This is a genomic window from Legionella anisa (genome assembly GCF_001467525.1).
Classification (GTDB): Bacteria; Pseudomonadota; Gammaproteobacteria; order Legionellales; family Legionellaceae; genus Legionella; species Legionella anisa.
Map to the genome: position 1 here is coordinate 87,655 of NZ_LNXS01000021.1, position 17,336 is coordinate 104,990.

Here is a 17,336-nt window from a genome sequence, read left to right on the forward strand (position 1 = left end):
GAGAGAAAATGAGCAGTTCCGATCTGCAAAAAGAATGGGCTTCTTCCTATTTATCTGGCGGAAGTATGGCGTATGTTGATAGTCTTTACGAAGATTATCTTGCTGATCCTAGTTCGGTTTCATCCGATTGGCGCGCAGTATTCAGTGCTTTGCCTAAGGTTAATAGTGCCGAGAAGGAATTCTCGCATCGAGATATCCGTGATTATTTTTTGCAGAATGCAGATAAAAAAGCAGTACCTGTAGTTCAAGCTTCAGATAGCCAACAATTCCGAATTGCAGATTTAATCAATGCATATCGTGCATTGGGACATCATGCTGCTAAACTCGATCCCCTGGAAATGACAGAACGCAGTCCAGTTCCGGCATTGGAATTGGAATATCATCATTTATCTGATGTAGATAGAAATCGAAAGTTTTTTGCAGGTACCACGTTTAATGGTCCAGAAATGACTCTGGATGAGATATACCAAGCACTGCGTGAAACATATTGCGGCAGTATTGGTATTGAGTACATGCATATTTCTAATACCGAAGAAATAGAATGGCTGCAAGAACGAATGGAGTCTGTACGCGGTCGTCCCAATTTGGATAAAGAAAAAAAGCTGCAAATTTTAAAAGACTTAATTGCTGCAGATGGTTTAGAGCGTTATTTAGGTACTCGCTACGTGGGACAAAAACGATTCTCTCTTGAGGGGGGGGACTCTCTTATTCCTATGATGAAAGAAATCATTGAATGTGCTGGAAGGGATCATGTTAAAGAAGTAGTTATTGGTATGGCACATCGAGGCCGTCTCAACGTGTTGGTAAATGTTTTAGGTAAAGAGCCTAACCAGCTTTTCCAGGAATTTGAAGGAAAAATAAAATACGAACGTACCGGTGATGTGAAGTATCATTTAGGTTTTTCTTCAGATATAAAAACAAATTCAGGCTCAGTAGTGCATCTGGCTTTAGCGTTTAATCCGTCACACTTGGAAATTATTGGCCCTGTAGTAGAGGGATCTGTTCGCTCTCGGTTAGGTCGTCGTGATGATCTGAAGAAGAAGGAGAAAGTTGTCCCTGTTGTCATTCATGGGGATGCTGCGTTTGCCGGCCAAGGCGTCGTGATGGAAACATTTAATTTTTCTCAGGCCCGTGGTTATTGCACAGGCGGTACGGTTCACATTGTTATTAACAACCAAATAGGTTTTACCACCAGTAATCCCTTGGATGCGCGTTCTACTTTATATTGTACTGATGTTGCCAAAATGGTTCAGGCACCTGTTATTCATGTGAATGGTGATGACGCTGAAGCAGTCGTATTTGCGACTAAGCTTGCATTTGATTTTAGAATGAAATTTAAACGGGATGTTGTAATTGATCTCGTGTGTTACCGCCGACATGGACATAATGAAGCAGATGAGCCGGCAGTAACTCAACCTTCTATGTATCGAAAAATTAAATCAATGCGTCCCTTACGCGAAATTTATGCCGATCACTTGATTCAAGAAGGTTTGTTGACGAGTAAAGATTCTGAAAAATTAGTGGATGCTTATCGTGATACCTTGGATAAAGGAAAGGCGGTAGTGGATTTGGTTCACGGTGATTATGAAGGTAAATATGCAGTTGATTGGACTCCTTATGTGAATGCAAAATGGACAGATAAAGTAGATACTACGATCACCAAGGAGAACTTACAAAAATTAACCAAGCAATTGAATGCCTTACCTAAAGGTTTTACATTACACCCCGTCGTTCAACGGTTATTAAAAGAACGCGATAAAATGACCGCAGGTGAGTTACCGATGAACTGGGGATATGCTGAAACTATGGCATACGCCAGTTTAGTTCAAGAAGGTTATGGCGTGCGTTTATCAGGTCAGGACTCTGGAAGAGGAACTTTTGCTCACAGGCATGCAGCATTACATGATGCTGAAACTGGCGAAACGTTTATTCCACTCGAACAAATAAAGAATGAGTTGGATCGGCCTTTTTCTGTAATCGATTCGGTACTTTCTGAAGAAGCAGTATTGGCTTTTGAATATGGATTTGCTGCTTCTGCCCCAAATTTCTTAGTATTATGGGAAGCTCAGTTTGGTGATTTTGCCAATGGCGCCCAAGTAGTTATTGATCAATTCATCAGTTCTGGTGAGCAAAAATGGGGCCGTTTATGTGGTTTAGTCATGTTATTACCCCATGGATATGAAGGGCAGGGACCGGAGCATTCATCAGCTCGTTTGGAACGTTACATGCAGCTTTGTGCTCAGCATAATATGCAAGTTTGTACCCCAACTACTCCAGCACAGATATTCCATTTATTAAGAAGACAAGTTATTCGTAATTTCCGGAAACCTTTAATCGTCATGACGCCTAAGAGTCTTTTACGTCATAAATTAGCAGTTTCTCCTTTAGAGGATTTATTTAAAGGTAAATTCCATAACGTTATTCCAGAAATTGACACGCTTGATGCGAAAAAAGTTACAAAAGTAGTATTGTGTTGTGGAAAGGTTTATTATGATTTACTGCAAATGCGTCGTGATAAAGAGTTAAACCATATTGCTTTAGTGCGAATCGAGCAATTATACCCGTTTCCTAAAAAAGCACTTACAACAGAGCTAAATAAATATACTCAAGCTAAGCAAATTATTTGGTGCCAGGAAGAGCCACAAAATCAGGGAGTCTGGTTTTCTTCTCAACATAATATAAAAGATTGTTTACGTCCTGAGCAATCCTTGCATTATGCCGGAAGAGAATTTGCTGCCGCACCTGCTGTCGGAAGTCCAGCACTGCATGCACAACAACAGCAAGCTTTGGTAGCACAAGCTTTATTGGACTGAGTTTGAGTTTATCGTAGTCTGGCGTTTCTCCAGACTACAATGTGTTAACAAATTTAATAAAATAAGAAGGTATAATCATGTCTATTGAAGTCAAAGTACCTGTTTTGCCTGAATCAGTTGCTGATGCAACTGTAGCTGCATGGCACAAAAAAGTAGGTGATAAAGTTACTCGTGATGAAAATTTACTGGATCTAGAAACTGACAAAGTCGTATTAGAAGTGCCTGCTCCTGCTGATGGAATATTGGCTGAAATTAAGTTTCAAGAAGGTGATACAGTACAGTCTGGCCAGTTACTAGCAAAAATAAAAGAAGGCTCTGACTCTGAAGCTAAAGAAGAAAAGAAGGAAGAAAAGAAAACTGAAACGTCTAAGGAACGTGACGAAGCTGAAAGTGATAAAGTAAGCGCCAAGGAAGACAAATCAACCAGTCCTGTGGTTCGTCGCATGCTGGCAGAACATGATCTTCAGCCCGGGCAAATTCAAGGCAGTGGCAAGGATGGGCGTATTACTAAAGATGACGTTCTCTCTTACATAGAATCTAATAGAGAAAAAACCTCTAAATCTGGAGAGAGTAAAAAAGAAGAGACACATAAGACACCCATGGGCTTACGCGAAGAGCGCCGCGTTCCGATGACTCGTTTAAGGGCTAAAATTGCAGAGCGTTTATTGGCAGCCCAGCATAACGCGGCGATGTTGACCACATTTAACGAAGTCAATTTGAAAGCAGTGATGGACATGCGTGCTCAATATAAAGACAGTTTTGAGAAAAAGCACGGAGTCAAGCTTGGATTTATGTCCTTTTTTACTAAGGCAGTTGTTGAGTCATTAAAGCGTTTTCCAGCAGTAAATGCGTCCATAGATGGCCAAGATGTGGTTTATCATGGCTTTTATGATATTGGTATTGCTGTATCTACAGAGAGAGGACTGGTAGTCCCCGTGATTCGGGATGCCGATCAAATGAGTATGGCAGACATTGAGCTGGCAATTAATGATTCTGCAAAAAAAGCTAGAGACGGTAAATTAGCTATGGAAGACATGCAAGGAGGTACCTTTACCATTACCAATGGTGGGGTATTTGGTTCGTTATTGGCTACCCCAATTATTAACCCTCCGCAAACAGGTATCCTGGGAATGCATAAAATTGAAGACAGACCTGTGGTGGAAAAAGGACAAATAGTGATTCGTCCTATGATGTATGTCGCTTTATCTTATGATCATCGATTGATTGATGGTAAAGATTCAGTACAGTTTTTGGTGAGTGTTAAAGAGTTATTGGAAGATCCTGCTCGCCTTTTACTTAATGTTTAATGAAATGTAACAGCGAGATCCGCATTTGACTCATAAATGTATTCATAGTAAATCCTGAGTTTTGCTCTCACTCAGGATGCTATGCACAAATTGACACTTATGATCATTGACGGATTTTGCTTCTTTTAGAAAGGTAATTGCAATGAATTTACATGAATACCAGGCCAAACAATTATTTGCGAGCTACAATTTACCCGTTCCAAATGGTGAAGTAGCTTATAATGTTGAAGATGCAATCCAAGTGGCTTCACAGTTATCTACTGCGCGTTGGGTTGTTAAAGCCCAAGTTCACGCGGGTGGTCGCGGGAAAGCCGGTGGTGTGAAATTAGTCTCGAATAAAGATGAGTTGGCTGCAGCGGTTAAATCCTTATTAGGGACTCGTTTAGTAACATACCAAACAGATGCTTATGGTCAGCCAGTGAATTGCGTGCTCATTGAGGAAACATGTGATATTGGCCGAGAATTATATCTTGGAGCAGTTGTTGATCGTGCTACCCGTCGTGTTGTATTCATGGCTTCTACTGAGGGTGGCGTCGAAATAGAAAAAGTGGCTGAAGAGACACCTGAAAAAATTTTCAAGGTCATTGTCGATCCACTTGTCGGTGTTATGCCGTTCCAATGTCGTGACGTAGGGTTTAAATTGGGATTAAAGGAAGAGCAAATTAAACACTTTACCCATTTGATGATGGGCTTGGGCAAGATGTTTGTTGATTGTGATTTAAGTTTATTAGAAATCAACCCATTAGTTGTAACAAAGCAAGGGCAATTAATTTGTTTGGATGGAAAAATTAATATTGATGGCAATGCCATGTATCGTCAACCTAAATTAAAAAATATGCGCGATACTACCCAAGAAGATGAGCGCGAAAATCGTGCCAGTGATTGGGAATTAAATTATATTCCACTCGATGGAACTATTGGTTGTATGGTGAATGGTGCTGGTCTAGCTATGGCGACTATGGATGTGATAAAGCTTCATGGTGGTGAGCCGGCTAATTTCCTTGATGTGGGTGGTGGCGCTACTAAAGAACGAGTGAGTGAAGCATTGAAAATTATTGTCTCTGATGAAAAAGTCAAAGGCATTTTAGTCAATATTTTTGGTGGTATTGTGCGCTGTGATCTCATAGCCGATGGTATTCTCGCTGCAGTGAAAGAAGTCGATGTGAAGATTCCTGTAGTAGTGCGTCTTGAAGGTAATAATGCACAACTAGGTGCTGATATTTTAAATAAAAGTGATTTGAATGTGATTGCTGCAACCAGTTTAACTGATGCTGCGAAGAAGATTGTGGCAGCTGTCGCCTAATTACTAAATTTCGAGGTTAACAATGAGTGTATTAGTTAATAAACATACTAAAGTACTGTGTCAGGGTTTTACTGGAAAGCAAGGAACTTATCATTCAGAACAAGCAATTGCTTATGGCACACGTATGGTGGGTGGTGTGACCCCAGGCAAAGGCGGACAAAAGCATTTAGGCTTGCCAGTATTTAATACAATGCGTGAAGCGGTTGAAGAAACCAAAGCGGAAGCCAGCGTGATTTATGTTCCAGCACCATTTTGTAAGGATTCTATTTTAGAAGCTGCAGATGCAGGCATTCAATTAATTGTTTGCATTACGGAAGGCGTTCCTGTATTAGATATGTTGCAAGTAAAAGTCTATTTGGAAAACAATACCCAAGCCCGTTTAATTGGACCTAATTGTCCTGGAATAATTACCCCAGGCGAATGCAAGATTGGGATTATGCCCGGATCAATTCATTTACCTGGTAAAGTAGGTATTGTTTCACGCTCTGGTACTCTAACTTATGAAGCGGTGAAACAAACCACAGATAAAGGCTTTGGTCAAAGTACCTGTATTGGTATTGGAGGAGATCCAATTCCTGGAACCAGTTTTATTGATGCTTTGGCTTTATTTGAACAAGATGCTAAAACACAAGCTATTATCATGGTAGGTGAAATTGGAGGATCTGCAGAAGAAGAGGCCGCTGAATACATTAAATCTCACGTAAGCAAACCTGTAGTTTCCTATATTGCGGGTGTTACTGCACCTGCAGGAAAACGTATGGGACATGCCGGTGCGATTATTTCCGGTGGTAAAGGAACAGCAGCTGAAAAATACGCAGCTTTAGAAGCTGCTGGAGTAAGAACAGTACGCTCCCCAGCTGATTTGGGTGATGCAATTGCTGAAGTAACCGGCTGGTAACTCTTACGCTGATAATTGAGATGTAATCCTGGGTTGAGGCCCAGGATGAGCGAATCACGATCTATATAACCCTGGGTTATGCTGTGCTGAACCCAATTTCTTTTTTATGGCATTTCATGACAAATTTTCGAAGCATTGCTGATATAAGACGAGAGTATGGTGATCTGAATTTAAGTGAACAATCACTTCCAGAGGATCCAATTGTCCAATTTAAGCTTTGGTTTGAGGATGTTTTAAAAAATGAAAAAAATGATCCTACCGCTATGGTTCTTGCAACTGTAGACGAGAGAGGTCACCCAGATACTCGAGTAGTTTTGTTAAAAGGTTTGGATAGGGGACAATTTATTTTCTATACCAATTATCAAAGTACAAAAGCAAAGCAAATTCAAAATAACCATTATGCGGCCCTTAATTTTTATTGGCCACAAATGGCAAGACAGGTACGTATCCGTGGTCAAGTCGAACAGATTAATAAGGAGCAATCCGATCTTTATTTTTCAACAAGACCGGTTAAAAGCCAATTCAGTGCTATTGTCTCGCCGCAAAGTCAGGAAATTGGGGGAAGAGAATCATTAGAACACGCTTTAAATGATTTAATTCAAAAATACGGACAAGAGCCTGTATTACGACCTAGCTATTGGGGTGGCTATCTGGTTATTCCTGAGGAAATTGAGTTTTGGCAAGGCCGTGATAACCGCTTGCATGATAGAATTCACTATTATCTAAAAGATGGGCAATGGAAGTATCATCGTTTGGCTCCTTAGTAATAATGTTATAGCCTTCCACACTAAACTTTATACTGCATTGCACGCTCACTCACTCGGCTTCAGTCATGTATTAATATATACACTCGTTCGCCTTATTCACTTGCGTCGCTTTGTCTAAAGCTAGTGGGTAAGACTATATACGACCGGCAAAATTTGCCGGCAAAAAGTTAAATTCTGCCACAATTTTATATTTTATCCCTCTTTTTGTTCTTACTCTATTTCTTCTGTTTTTTTAAAAGACAAAAAAACTTGGCCCGAAAATTGCTTTAATAAATAATACAGAGAGTAATCGAAATGATTTTGAATTTATTTTTTTCAGGGTAAAGAAAAATTTGTCAAGAATTAGTAAATGTTTTTATTTGGTAAATAAGCGTTAACAGAAAGTCGTAAAATTGTTTTAAATGTAGAAATGATTAACAGTATTGATACTGTATAAATAAATAGAGGGTATAATCATGAACGACATAACAGCCTTACTACCACATATTAAATTACGTTTTAACATTGAACATCCAAGCTACGAAGACAGTTATGCATTGGGCTATGAATGCGCACTTGCAGACGTAGCTGAAGTGGATAATCCATTTCGTAAAGGAACCCAACAAGCAGAGCACTGGTTAGAAGGCTGGTGGGATGCAATTGGGGGTGAAGAACCTTTATTTGAATTGAATGCCCATGAAGAAGCCGAGCTATCTGCCGAAGAACGTGCCGCGAATGATCAAGAGTATTGCCATAAGCACGGCTTTTTATCTCTGGTAATTGAAATTAGTGGCGCAATAGCAGCTTCAGCATTAGTGGGATATCAATTATTTGAATTGGTAGCATAAATTTTTGTATGCAAAACTCTTCAAGATTTTTTTATTTCACCATGTTGTATTGTACTGCTTAACCTCTCATTTTTTCCTCCTCCCAATTGGGAGAGGGGGATTTAATGATGTAGTACTAATTCTTAAAAAGTTTTAATACCATGGAGCGCATTCGTGCCGTTTCTGAAGGATTAAATTCTTTATAAATTTCACTGCCTATGTTAAGACATACGGTCACATTTTCACCAAGCCCCTTGAGCAAATCTACACCTGATAATTTAAGAAGTTTAATTTTGTGAGCTATATCGCCACCCCATGCTTCAAGATAGTGTATTTCGGTGAACACCGGAAGGAAGACATGCTCTTGATCTTGTAAAAACAATACCTTAGGCTGCTCATCTTCGGAATTTTGTTCTACTGGAATGATAAAGTTGGCTTTAATAAACTCAAGATAAGCCTTATTGGCTTCTTTGGTAGCTCCATTCGTATCAAGAGCTTCTTTTATTGCAAGATTAAGAGCATTCATTTTAAGCCTTAGTTTTGATTTTAATCAAGTCGTACTCGTTGTAATAAAATTTAGTATAAGATAATACAAATTCAACGATAACATAGAAAAAACGATACAACACAGCAAATTATAACCATTTTCTGTACCTATGAAAATGAAATCAAACTATGTGTTGAAATAAATGACAACCCTAGTATAATGTTGCATTGGTTTTGCAGATTTATTGCTCACTTTTTAGATAAATATTTTAGGGTTTGTTTTTATTTCATATTGTTGAGGTATTATTAGGTGAAATGTTTAACAATCTCTATCCTGGGTTGTTTTTTTGATGTGTAATGGCCAGGTAACCATTCAATTGAACAGAGCCGATTAGGGTTTTTATTAACGCAGAGAGTTTATGAATAAAGTACATGAGTCTAGAGTAGAAATTTATAATCGTAAAAATTATTTAGGATTTGCTTGGTTAGTATGGGGATTAGCTGCCGCATTCTATTTTTCTGATTATATGGCTCGTGTTGCACCCGGAGTAATGCATCGATACTTACAAATTGATTTTGGGATTAATGAAGCGGGTTTTGGTATTTTAACTGCCTCATTCTATGTTCCATATATCCTGATGCAAATTCCTGTAGGGCTGACTGTAGACCGTTTAAGTATACGTTGGCTGCTCACGGTTATGTCGCTCGTAACGGCTTTTGGTTGTTGTGTTTTTGGCCTTGCCGATAGTTTACTTATGGCCTCAATAGGAAGGATGCTCATAGGTTTTAGTGCAGCTTTTGCGTTTATTTGCTCTCTGAGATTAGCTACATCCTGGTTCCCACCGACAATGCTCGGTTTACTCGCTGGTTTAACCCAAGCCTTAGGAATGTTAGGTGCCGCTGCAGGAGAAGCTCCTGTTTCATTTTTAGTCACTAATGTGGGATGGCGCCACAGCATGTTGATTATTGCTTTTCTCTTTATTGCACTCGCTGCTTTGTTGTATCAATTTATACAAGATAAACCAGGAGAACATCGTAGTGAGGTACGATCTATTAATCAGATCAGTATTCTTCAGAGTTTAAAAATTATCTTATCGTGCAGACAAACTTGGCTTAATGCGTTTTATGCTGGATTTTTATTTGGGCCAACAGCTGTTATTGGTGAGGCAATTGGACCTGCATACCTGCAATATGGTAGAGGATTAGGTGCACATGCCGCTGCTTTTGCTACCGGATTAATTTTTATTGGCTGGGGTATTAGTGGTCCCTTATCAGGTTGGATTTCAGATAGAATGGGACGACGTAAACCTTTAATGATTCTTTCAGCATGCTTTGGTATACTTTTTACATCCCTATTTGTGTATAGTCCTAATTTAAGTCAAAACTCGGCTTATTTACTGTTCTTTCTTTTCGGTTTAACGAATACTGGTGTTGCGATTGCCTATGCTGTTTCAACGGAGATACATGATAGAAATGTAGTAGGAACCTCAATTGCGTTTACCAATATGATATCGATTTTCGTGGGCGCTTCATTACAACCTTTAGTTGGACGATTGGTTGATATGGTATCTGGTGCGCGTGCTTATAACGTTGAATCTTTATTGCTCTCTGATTTCCAAGCGGGTTTAAAACTATTACCTCTTTGTTCTATAATCGCACTGGTATTAGCTTTTACTGTTAAAGAAACCTATTGCAAGCCAGTGAACCACTCCTAAGCGCTTGGCTTTTCTTACTGATATAAAAAAATAGTTACACCTGTTTTTTTACAAGCGCGTATCGCACTCTGATGTTATTTACTGCTATACTTTCAGCTGCAGTTTTGCTGCATGCGAATTAATAACATGGAGAAGAGAATGAAAAAATTAACAGGATTAATAATTATCCTGGCCGTTCTAATTCTAGGCGGATATTATGGCATGGGCTTTCTTACTGAAAGAACGATCAGAAAGAATATAGAAGTAATTGACCAATCTAATGGACTCTATGCTGAAATCGAGCGATACAATAGAGGATTATTTGACTCCGAAGCCCAGATTAAATGGCAGTTGCATATTCCAGAGCGCATCGTAAAAGATAATAATGGACAACTTCAAACTCTTCCTGCCCAAGACTATAACATGGTGATGCCACTAACAATCCATCATGGCCCTATTATTTATGCTAATAATAAATTGCGTTTTGGATTGGGCTATGCTGAGGCAGTTTTTCCATTCCCAGAACAATATAACCAGCAATTTGATACTCAATTTACCAAGGAATCAATTAAACCAAAGTTGGATTTAAGCATTTTCGTTAATTATCTGAACGAAAGCACTGTAGATTTTAAAGTTCCCAATTTTAAATTAATTGCCAAAGATGGTTCTGGTAATCTTGAATGGTTAGGTATGGATTCAAGCACAACGATGTCATCTGGAATGGGTAAAGTTGCCGGTAAAGTTGTCTTGGATGGCCTAAATGCGACTAAAGACGATACTAAAATTACTTTAAGCAAAGTATCGAGTGATTATGATTTGCATGAAACACCCGCTGGATTGTATCTGGGTGATGCAAACTTCTTCCTACCTTCTTTTGATATCTATGTTAAAGATGAAAAGCTGTTTTCAATTAATGATCTCACAATCAGATCAGATAGTGATATTGAGCAACATCTTTTTAATACCAACTTTAATCTGGCTTTAAAATCAGTATTAGCAAATGGTCAGAATTATGGCCCAGGAGAATTACAAGTTGCTTTAAGAAATATTGATGCAGATGTATTGGCTAAAATCAATGAGCAAACAACAGCAATGCAAAATGGCAACGAGATGCAACGCCAACAAGCAATGCTGGCCCTTCTTCCTGAAGTGCCCAAATTATTTAACAAGGGTGCAGAATTTGAAATCTCCAAACTGAGCTTCACAATTCCACAAGGACAGATTGAAGGAAATATGTTTGTAACAATGCCTAAAGGTGAAAATGCCAATCCATTTGAAATGATGCAAAAGATCCAAGGCAAAGCGAAGCTGCAGGTACCCGCAGAGGCAGTAAAAGCAATTATGAAACAATCAGTGCTTCAACAAATTGCTAAAAAACCTGATCTACAACAAACCCTAACGCAGCAATTGCAAGCGAGTCAAGCTGCAGGGCAGCCAAATCAACCAGCTGCTCCAACTCCAACTCCTGAGCAATTAGCAGAAATGCAAACAAATAAACAAATAAATGCATTACAGCAAAATGGTTTAATTATAGCTCAAGGTAAAGACTTTGTAATTGAGGTAAGTTTGGATCAAGGTAAATTTACAATTAATGGTAAACCTTATGATCCTTCAATGATGAAATTTTAAGATGGAATTGGAGTAATTTTGTAAGGAGTAGATAGTAAAAATCAACCTACTCCTTATAAGAGCTTTTTGTGCTGATATTGAACATTATATATTGATTATTAATGCAGTTTTTTCTGTTCTACCCTTGTTTCAACGGGCTTGTTTCGGTAATATACTGTTTTTAAAAGGAGGAGCTAATAATAATGACAACAATCAGTAATGAAGTAGTGGATAACACCGCTTCTCTGGCCGAAAGCGTAACTCTTTCAGTGCAAAAATATTTTTCAGAGCTTAAGGGAACTGATCCTGTTGACTTATACCAGTTTGTACTTGAAGAGATTGAAACACCATTGTTTCGTGCAGTGATGGAGCATTGCAAGTACAATCAGTCACGAGCTGCAATTATGCTGGGAATTAGTCGTGGAACTTTGAGGACTAAATTACGTCGATATTTCGATGATAAATATGTTGGTACTCGAGACTAACAGAAATTAAATAAAAAAGAGGAGCTGATAAGCTCCTTTTTTTTAACTTAAATTTTTTAATAGTTCATGATGCTCTATGACCGGAAAGCCATATTTAGCCCATCTTGAACGAAAAAATACGCTGATAAATGCGCTCATCATATACTGATGTATGCTGCGCTTTCTCATCGTATTTTTCGTTCAACCTGAGCTCAAATCAGACTTTCCACTAAGATTCAAATACGTGCTTTCAGCAAGGCTCAGATACCATTTTAATTGGATCTTGGTTAACATCCAGAACGGGGAGTAGGTTGGGTCGTTCGACCCAACAAAAATCTCATTCACACAAGTTTTTAGTTTATTCAGCAAACATCGAGCTGACAGATTCTTCTATGTTAACCCGTTTGATGGCTTGTGCCAGCATATCAGATAGACTTACAACACGAATTTTCTCACATTTACGTGCTTCAGCCGATAAAGGAATCGTATCTGTTACTACAATTTCGTCAAGACCCGAATTTTTAATATTATTGACTGCAGGGCCAGATAAAACAGGGTGGGTTATATAAGCTCTAACACTGTGAGCACCGTTTTTCTTAAGCTCATGGGCCGCAGAACAAAGAGTTCCAGCGGTATCAACAATATCATCAACAATAATGCAATTTTTATTCTTGGGCTCACCGATAATATGCATTACTTCAGATTTATTAGGACCGCTCCGGCGTTTATCTATAATACATAATTCTGCGTGGTCAAGAAGTTTTGCAACGGCTCTAGCTCTAACAACACCACCAACATCAGGAGAAACTACCATTATATTTTTTAAATTTTGCTTTGTTATATCTTCGAGAAGTATCGGTGTTGCATAAACGTTATCCACTGGCATATAGAAAAAGCCCTGGATCTGATCAGCATGCAGGTCTACAGTAAGAACTCTACAGATACCTACAGATGCCATCATATCAGCAACAACTTTTGCTGTAATAGGAACTCGCGCTGAGCGGACTCGGCGGTCCTGGCGGGCATAACCAAAATAAGGAACTACGGCAGTGATGCGAGAAGCAGAAGATCTTCTTAGCGCATCAGCCATTGTCAGGAGTTCCATCAGGTTATCATTTGATGGAGCACAAGTTGACTGGATTATAAAAACGTCCCTACCACGAACATTCTCTAGAATCTCAATCATTGTCTCCCCATCGCTAAAGGTACCAACGGTTGCTTGGCCAATAGGTATTTTCAAATGAGAAGAAATTTGTTGAGCTAATTCCGGATTTGCGTTTCCGGCAAAAATCATCATTGTGGACATGTGTAAAAAGCCTTTAGATCTAGGTTAATCATTTAAACTTAAACACATAGCAGAAGACAGCCAAAAAGATATTATTATTATTTGAGCATTACCAGAACGCATCCTTCCAGGTTATCTTCTGCTGTCTGTTTACTTGAATCAACAAGAATGTGGCAGGGGTGCTAGGATTCGAACCTAGGTATGCAGGGATCAAAACCCTGTGCCTTACCGCTTGGCGACACCCCTAAATTTGCAGATTCTTACAATCATCCATTATTAAAAATTGCGTTCATCCCTGCAAATGTGTTGCGTATTTTGCAGGGGTTTTAGGAACATGTCAACTTTGAAAGCAATAATTTTTTTTATTTTTAAGCAAGAAGAGTAGTTGACATTATTATTAGGTGTCATATTAGCATTGAAATAGGGTTAGTAGAAACGAAATTCAGAAAAGTTTCTGAATTTCGTTTTACCAGAATCCAAGTGAGCAAGCGGTCTTAAACAGTCCAATTTTGAATAGCTACTTTAACCATGACGCCATTTCCTTCGAGACGAATCATACTTGGCAGATCAACTCCTCTGACGGAAGTGTATTTAGTGAAATTAATTGTATAGCCACTTTGCTTCAATTGTACTAGGTGATTGTATTCATCGCGCTTCTCAGCTTGAACAGGGCCTGGAGCAGGTAGTCCTCTTACCCAATAGTAAAGATTATTTACAGGAAGTCTGATTCCAGTTTGCTCTGCTAAGAGTTGATCGGGATTATGAGACGTGATTCGTTTAGGCCCATCTTGGAACGTAATGGTGTTGCCTTTTTTGTCAATGAGAACGGTACCAGCTCCTAAAGGACCCATTAGGCGGATTTGATAGGCGCCAGGACCGCTTTGTTTCCAGTTCATGGCTGCTGACCATCCTTTATTTTTATTTTTTGCAGCCATGGAGCCACGAATTTCCCAGGAGGAAACAGTAGCTATTTTTGCTTTGCGTTGTTCTACGGACATCACTTTATTTTCTGCTCCGGACATCGCGCTGTTTTGTCCTACGGGGATGTTTTTGTTTTCAGGCACTTCCCCGGAAGGTCGAGGCGGGGCACAGGCTGTTAAGAAGCAAAAAGAAATTATTACTAATCGTTTCATATTATTCATTTATCACCTCAAGTCCGTTTTTGTAGTTTTTCAATTAACAATACGCTAGACTGTTCGCATATGCAATCAGTCTTAATCAATATGAAATTAAAAGCAATTTATCCTGGTACTTTTGACCCTGTAACTAACGGACATGTTGATATTATCACGCGTGCGGCTAAGATTTTTCCAGATATCCTCGTTGCAGTGGCGAGCAATAAAGCAAAACGTCCATTTTTACCGCTGGAAACGAGAATTCAGCTTGTAGAAGAGGCGGTTGCAGATATACCAGGAGTTCGTGTACTCGGATTTGATAACCTTTTAATTGATTTTGTATTGGAACAAAAGGTCGGAATTATTTTACGTGGTTTGCGCGCTGTTTCTGATTTTGAATATGAATTTCAACTGGCTGGAATGAATAGGAAATTATCCAAGCAAATAGAAACAATCTTCTTAACTCCATCAGAAAATTTTATGTACATTTCGTCTACTCTGGTGCGTGAAATTGCACTTTTAAATGGGGATATCTCTCAGTTTGTGCCTTCTTGTGTCGTAAAGGAACTCCAAAAGAGACAGGGTGAACAACATGGTACGTCAAAAATTATTTAAAGCCTTTTGCCTGATAACACTATTTTATGTCCCTACATATACTTTTGCTGACCAAAATAACATTTTTCCTCCCGGTTATGCTGTAGCAAGTGCAAATCCATTGGCAACTAATGCCGGACTTGAAATTCTAGCCAGTGGTGGAAATGCTTTTGACGCAGCAGTTGCCATGTCTGCAGTATTAGCTGTAGTTGAGCCCTATCATTCAGGACTAGGTGGCGGTGGATTTTGGTTGTTGCATCAAGAAAATAAGCATAAAAACATCTTTATTGATGGAAGGGAAATAGCTCCCTTGGCGGCAAAAAAAGACATGTATTTGGCACCTGACGGCAGTGTAATACCCGGGTTATCCTTAAACGGAGGTTTAGCCGCAGCAATTCCTGGAGAGCCTGCAGCGTTGGTATACATTGCTAAAAATTATGGGCGACTACCTTTGGCAAAAACATTGGGTCCTGCAATCAAGTTAGCACAAGAAGGTTTTTTGGTTGATAAGCAATTAAGTTCTTTTTTAAAGAGTGCAGAGCGATTAGAGCAAATCAAGAAATATCCTTCTACAGCCAAAATTTTCCTAAATAATGGATCGCCTTATCTCATCGGGGAGCGTTTAATTCAAACTGATTTAGCAAATACTTTGAAGCAAATTGCTGAAAAGGGAGAGCAAGGGTTCTATGCTGGAGAGGTGGCGGAGCGTTTAGTTAAGGGAGTTAACGCTGCAGGAGGGATATGGACACTTGAGGATTTAGCTAAATATCGAATCAAGATTAGAGAGCCATTGATTGGCGCATATCATAATATGTTAATTATTACTGCGCCTCCGCCTTCAGCTGGGGGTATCGCCTTATTGACCATGTTGAATATATTGTCTCACTATCCTTTATCTTCATTTTCAAAAGTGCAATCGATACATTATCTTGTAGAATCCATGCGTCTTGCGTATTGGCAGCGTGAACAATTTTTGGGGGACCCTGATTTTATTACTATTCCCGTTGAAAAGTTAATTTCTGCAGAAAATGGAAAACAGCTCAGTACATTAATACACCCCCATAAAGCGATTGCTAGTACTGTTTTGCAAGGGCAGGTGAAAAATCCTCAGGTGAAACAAAACAATTCTACGAATACAACTCACATCTCTATTATTGATGCTGAGGGTAATCGTGTTTCTGCGACCCTGACTATAAATTACATTTTTGGCTCCAGTGTTGTAGCCGAAGGAACCGGTGTTTTATTAAATGATGAGATGGATGACTTTTCCAGTAAAGTGGGTGAAGAAAATGTTTTTGGTATTGTTGGGGCAGATAAAAATGAGATCGCACCCGGGAAAAGACCATTATCCAGTATGACGCCTACTTTTCTTGAATTACCAGGGCGTGTCGCCATTTTGGGAACTCCCGGAGGCAGTCGTATCCCTACTATGGTATTAATTGCATCATTAGTGTTTCATGATTCCTACGGTGCAATTAGTATGGTTTCGGCGATGCGCTTTCATCATCAGTATTTACCGGATACGTTACAGTTTGAGCCGGATACTTTTTCTATACCAATTCAAGAGGAATTAAAAGCTATGGGGCATCACCTAATGCAATTAGGGCAGTATTATGGTGATATGCAAGCAATTACCTGGGATAAACAAACAAATATTTTAACTGCTGCTTCTGATCCGAGATTTATAGGATTGGCAGCGTCTATAGTGAATACGCCAAGTGGATACGGTGTAAAATTCTAGCCCTAGACTGGAGCGCCATATTTGGCTCATCTTGAACGAAAAAATACGCTGATAAATGCTCACATACCGATGTATTCTGCGCTTTCTCATCGTATTTTTCGTTCAACCTGAGCTCAAATCTGACGCTCCATCAAGAACGTTCTAGCAAGTAACAATTCTCTTGAAAATTTATTTCAAGACAGTAGCTACATTTTGGGTGCCAGAATTAAGTTAAGGATTTTTGTCATCCCCGCGCAACAATGCCCCCCGCGCAGGCGGGGATCCATTTTTATATTGGCAATGTGCTTCATCATGGATGGATTCCTGCCTTCGCACACTACTGTCCGGTAAAAGCAAAAGGAATAGTTGCACGCCTTGATAAAACGCCAAGGATGGCATCCTAAATCCCTATTTAGATCAAAGATGTACTGTGAAAGATAGCGTTTTTCAAGAACCATTAAAATCTAATTTTTTTG

The 17,336-nt window shown here is 39.2% G+C and carries 14 protein-coding genes and 1 tRNA gene; 11 read left to right on the top strand and 4 right to left on the bottom strand.

Annotation, left to right across the window (positions count from 1 at the left end):
• Nucleotides 1-8: 8 nt before the first annotated feature.
• The 6 genes from Lani_RS07010 (at nt 9) to Lani_RS07035 (ending at nt 7,915) form a co-directional block, all read left to right on the top strand.
• A complete protein-coding gene (locus Lani_RS07010) occupies nt 9-2,813 on the top strand; it encodes a 2-oxoglutarate dehydrogenase E1 component (RefSeq protein WP_058388492.1) in 2,805 nt (934 codons plus the stop codon).
• A gap of 77 nt (nt 2,814-2,890) precedes the next feature.
• On the top strand, nt 2,891-4,120 hold the full coding sequence (odhB, locus tag Lani_RS07015; protein ID WP_019234558.1) for a 2-oxoglutarate dehydrogenase complex dihydrolipoyllysine-residue succinyltransferase: 1,230 nt from the start codon (nt 2,891-2,893) through the stop codon (nt 4,118-4,120).
• A gap of 142 nt (nt 4,121-4,262) precedes the next feature.
• Nucleotides 4,263-5,423 carry an ADP-forming succinate--CoA ligase subunit beta gene (gene sucC, locus Lani_RS07020; protein ID WP_058388484.1) on the top strand — a complete coding sequence of 387 codons (1,161 nt, stop codon included), beginning with the start codon at nt 4,263-4,265 and terminating at the stop codon, nt 5,421-5,423.
• A gap of 22 nt (nt 5,424-5,445) precedes the next feature.
• Nucleotides 5,446-6,321 (top strand): succinate--CoA ligase subunit alpha, encoded by an 876-nt coding sequence (gene sucD, locus Lani_RS07025; RefSeq protein WP_019234556.1) that lies wholly within the window; start codon nt 5,446-5,448, stop codon nt 6,319-6,321.
• A gap of 116 nt (nt 6,322-6,437) precedes the next feature.
• Nucleotides 6,438-7,085 (top strand): pyridoxamine 5'-phosphate oxidase, encoded by a 648-nt coding sequence (gene pdxH, locus Lani_RS07030; protein WP_058388485.1) that lies wholly within the window; start codon nt 6,438-6,440, stop codon nt 7,083-7,085.
• A gap of 458 nt (nt 7,086-7,543) precedes the next feature.
• Nucleotides 7,544-7,915, top strand: coding sequence for a hypothetical protein (locus tag Lani_RS07035; protein WP_019234554.1), 372 nt, complete (start codon nt 7,544-7,546; stop codon nt 7,913-7,915).
• A 115-nt stretch (nt 7,916-8,030) separates the two neighbouring features.
• Here Lani_RS07035 and Lani_RS07040 read toward each other — a convergent pair whose 3' ends face one another.
• Nucleotides 8,031-8,420 (bottom strand): SseB family protein, encoded by a 390-nt coding sequence (locus Lani_RS07040; protein ID WP_019234553.1) that lies wholly within the window; start codon nt 8,418-8,420, stop codon nt 8,031-8,033.
• 379 nt (nt 8,421-8,799) lie between these two features.
• Between Lani_RS07040 and Lani_RS07045 the strand changes: the two genes are divergently transcribed.
• From Lani_RS07045 to Lani_RS07055, 3 genes are all read left to right on the top strand, one after another.
• On the top strand, nt 8,800-10,095 hold the full coding sequence (locus tag Lani_RS07045; protein WP_019234552.1) for an MFS transporter: 1,296 nt from the start codon (nt 8,800-8,802) through the stop codon (nt 10,093-10,095).
• Nucleotides 10,096-10,233: 138 nt separating this feature from the next.
• A complete protein-coding gene (locus tag Lani_RS07050; protein WP_058388486.1) occupies nt 10,234-11,703 on the top strand; it encodes a YdgA family protein in 1,470 nt (489 codons plus the stop codon).
• Nucleotides 11,704-11,885: 182 nt separating this feature from the next.
• The gene (locus Lani_RS07055; RefSeq protein ID WP_003633193.1) at nt 11,886-12,167 is read left to right on the top strand and encodes a helix-turn-helix domain-containing protein; all 282 of its coding nucleotides are present in this window, start codon (nt 11,886-11,888) and stop codon (nt 12,165-12,167) included.
• 337 nt (nt 12,168-12,504) lie between these two features.
• Here the strand turns inward: Lani_RS07055 and Lani_RS07060 are convergent, their stop codons facing one another.
• The 3 genes from Lani_RS07060 to lolB all read right to left on the bottom strand — a co-directional run bounded on the left by Lani_RS07060 (nt 12,505) and on the right by lolB (nt 14,573).
• Nucleotides 12,505-13,452, bottom strand: coding sequence for a ribose-phosphate pyrophosphokinase (locus tag Lani_RS07060; RefSeq protein ID WP_019234550.1), 948 nt, complete (start codon nt 13,450-13,452; stop codon nt 12,505-12,507).
• Nucleotides 13,453-13,602: 150 nt separating this feature from the next.
• Nucleotides 13,603-13,677 (bottom strand) — tRNA-Gln (locus Lani_RS07065).
• A gap of 248 nt (nt 13,678-13,925) precedes the next feature.
• Nucleotides 13,926-14,573 (bottom strand): lipoprotein insertase outer membrane protein LolB, encoded by a 648-nt coding sequence (gene lolB / locus Lani_RS07070; RefSeq protein WP_019234549.1) that lies wholly within the window; start codon nt 14,571-14,573, stop codon nt 13,926-13,928.
• Between the two features lie 60 nt (nt 14,574-14,633).
• On the opposite strand from lolB, the gene coaD reads away from it, so the two are divergent.
• Together coaD and ggt are read left to right on the top strand one after the other, a co-directional pair.
• The gene (gene coaD, locus Lani_RS07075; protein WP_019234548.1) at nt 14,634-15,161 is read left to right on the top strand and encodes a pantetheine-phosphate adenylyltransferase; all 528 of its coding nucleotides are present in this window, start codon (nt 14,634-14,636) and stop codon (nt 15,159-15,161) included.
• Nucleotides 15,139-16,881: a gamma-glutamyltransferase gene (gene ggt / locus Lani_RS07080; protein WP_019234547.1), complete on the top strand. Its 1,743-nt coding sequence runs from the start codon at nt 15,139-15,141 to the stop codon at nt 16,879-16,881. Before coaD ends, ggt begins: the two co-directional genes overlap by 23 nt.
• The last annotated feature ends 455 nt before the right edge of the window (nt 16,882-17,336 follow it).

Excerpts from the sequence above, each read along its gene's own strand:
- Lani_RS07010 (WP_058388492.1), top strand. The coding sequence starts at position 9 with ATGAGCAGTTCCGATCTGCAAAAAGAATGGGCTTCTTCCTATTTATCT.
- odhB (WP_019234558.1), top strand. The coding sequence starts at position 2,891 with ATGTCTATTGAAGTCAAAGTACCTGTTTTGCCTGAATCAGTTGCTGAT.
- sucC (WP_058388484.1), top strand. The coding sequence starts at position 4,263 with ATGAATTTACATGAATACCAGGCCAAACAATTATTTGCGAGCTACAAT.
- sucD (WP_019234556.1), top strand. The coding sequence starts at position 5,446 with ATGAGTGTATTAGTTAATAAACATACTAAAGTACTGTGTCAGGGTTTT.
- pdxH (WP_058388485.1), top strand. The coding sequence starts at position 6,438 with ATGACAAATTTTCGAAGCATTGCTGATATAAGACGAGAGTATGGTGAT.
- Lani_RS07035 (WP_019234554.1), top strand. The coding sequence starts at position 7,544 with ATGAACGACATAACAGCCTTACTACCACATATTAAATTACGTTTTAAC.
- Lani_RS07040 (WP_019234553.1), bottom strand. The coding sequence starts at position 8,420 with ATGAATGCTCTTAATCTTGCAATAAAAGAAGCTCTTGATACGAATGGA.
- Lani_RS07045 (WP_019234552.1), top strand. The coding sequence starts at position 8,800 with ATGAATAAAGTACATGAGTCTAGAGTAGAAATTTATAATCGTAAAAAT.
- Lani_RS07050 (WP_058388486.1), top strand. The coding sequence starts at position 10,234 with ATGAAAAAATTAACAGGATTAATAATTATCCTGGCCGTTCTAATTCTA.
- Lani_RS07055 (WP_003633193.1), top strand. The coding sequence starts at position 11,886 with ATGACAACAATCAGTAATGAAGTAGTGGATAACACCGCTTCTCTGGCC.
- Lani_RS07060 (WP_019234550.1), bottom strand. The coding sequence starts at position 13,452 with ATGTCCACAATGATGATTTTTGCCGGAAACGCAAATCCGGAATTAGCT.
- lolB (WP_019234549.1), bottom strand. The coding sequence starts at position 14,573 with ATGAATAATATGAAACGATTAGTAATAATTTCTTTTTGCTTCTTAACA.
- coaD (WP_019234548.1), top strand. The coding sequence starts at position 14,634 with ATGCAATCAGTCTTAATCAATATGAAATTAAAAGCAATTTATCCTGGT.
- ggt (WP_019234547.1), top strand. The coding sequence starts at position 15,139 with ATGGTACGTCAAAAATTATTTAAAGCCTTTTGCCTGATAACACTATTT.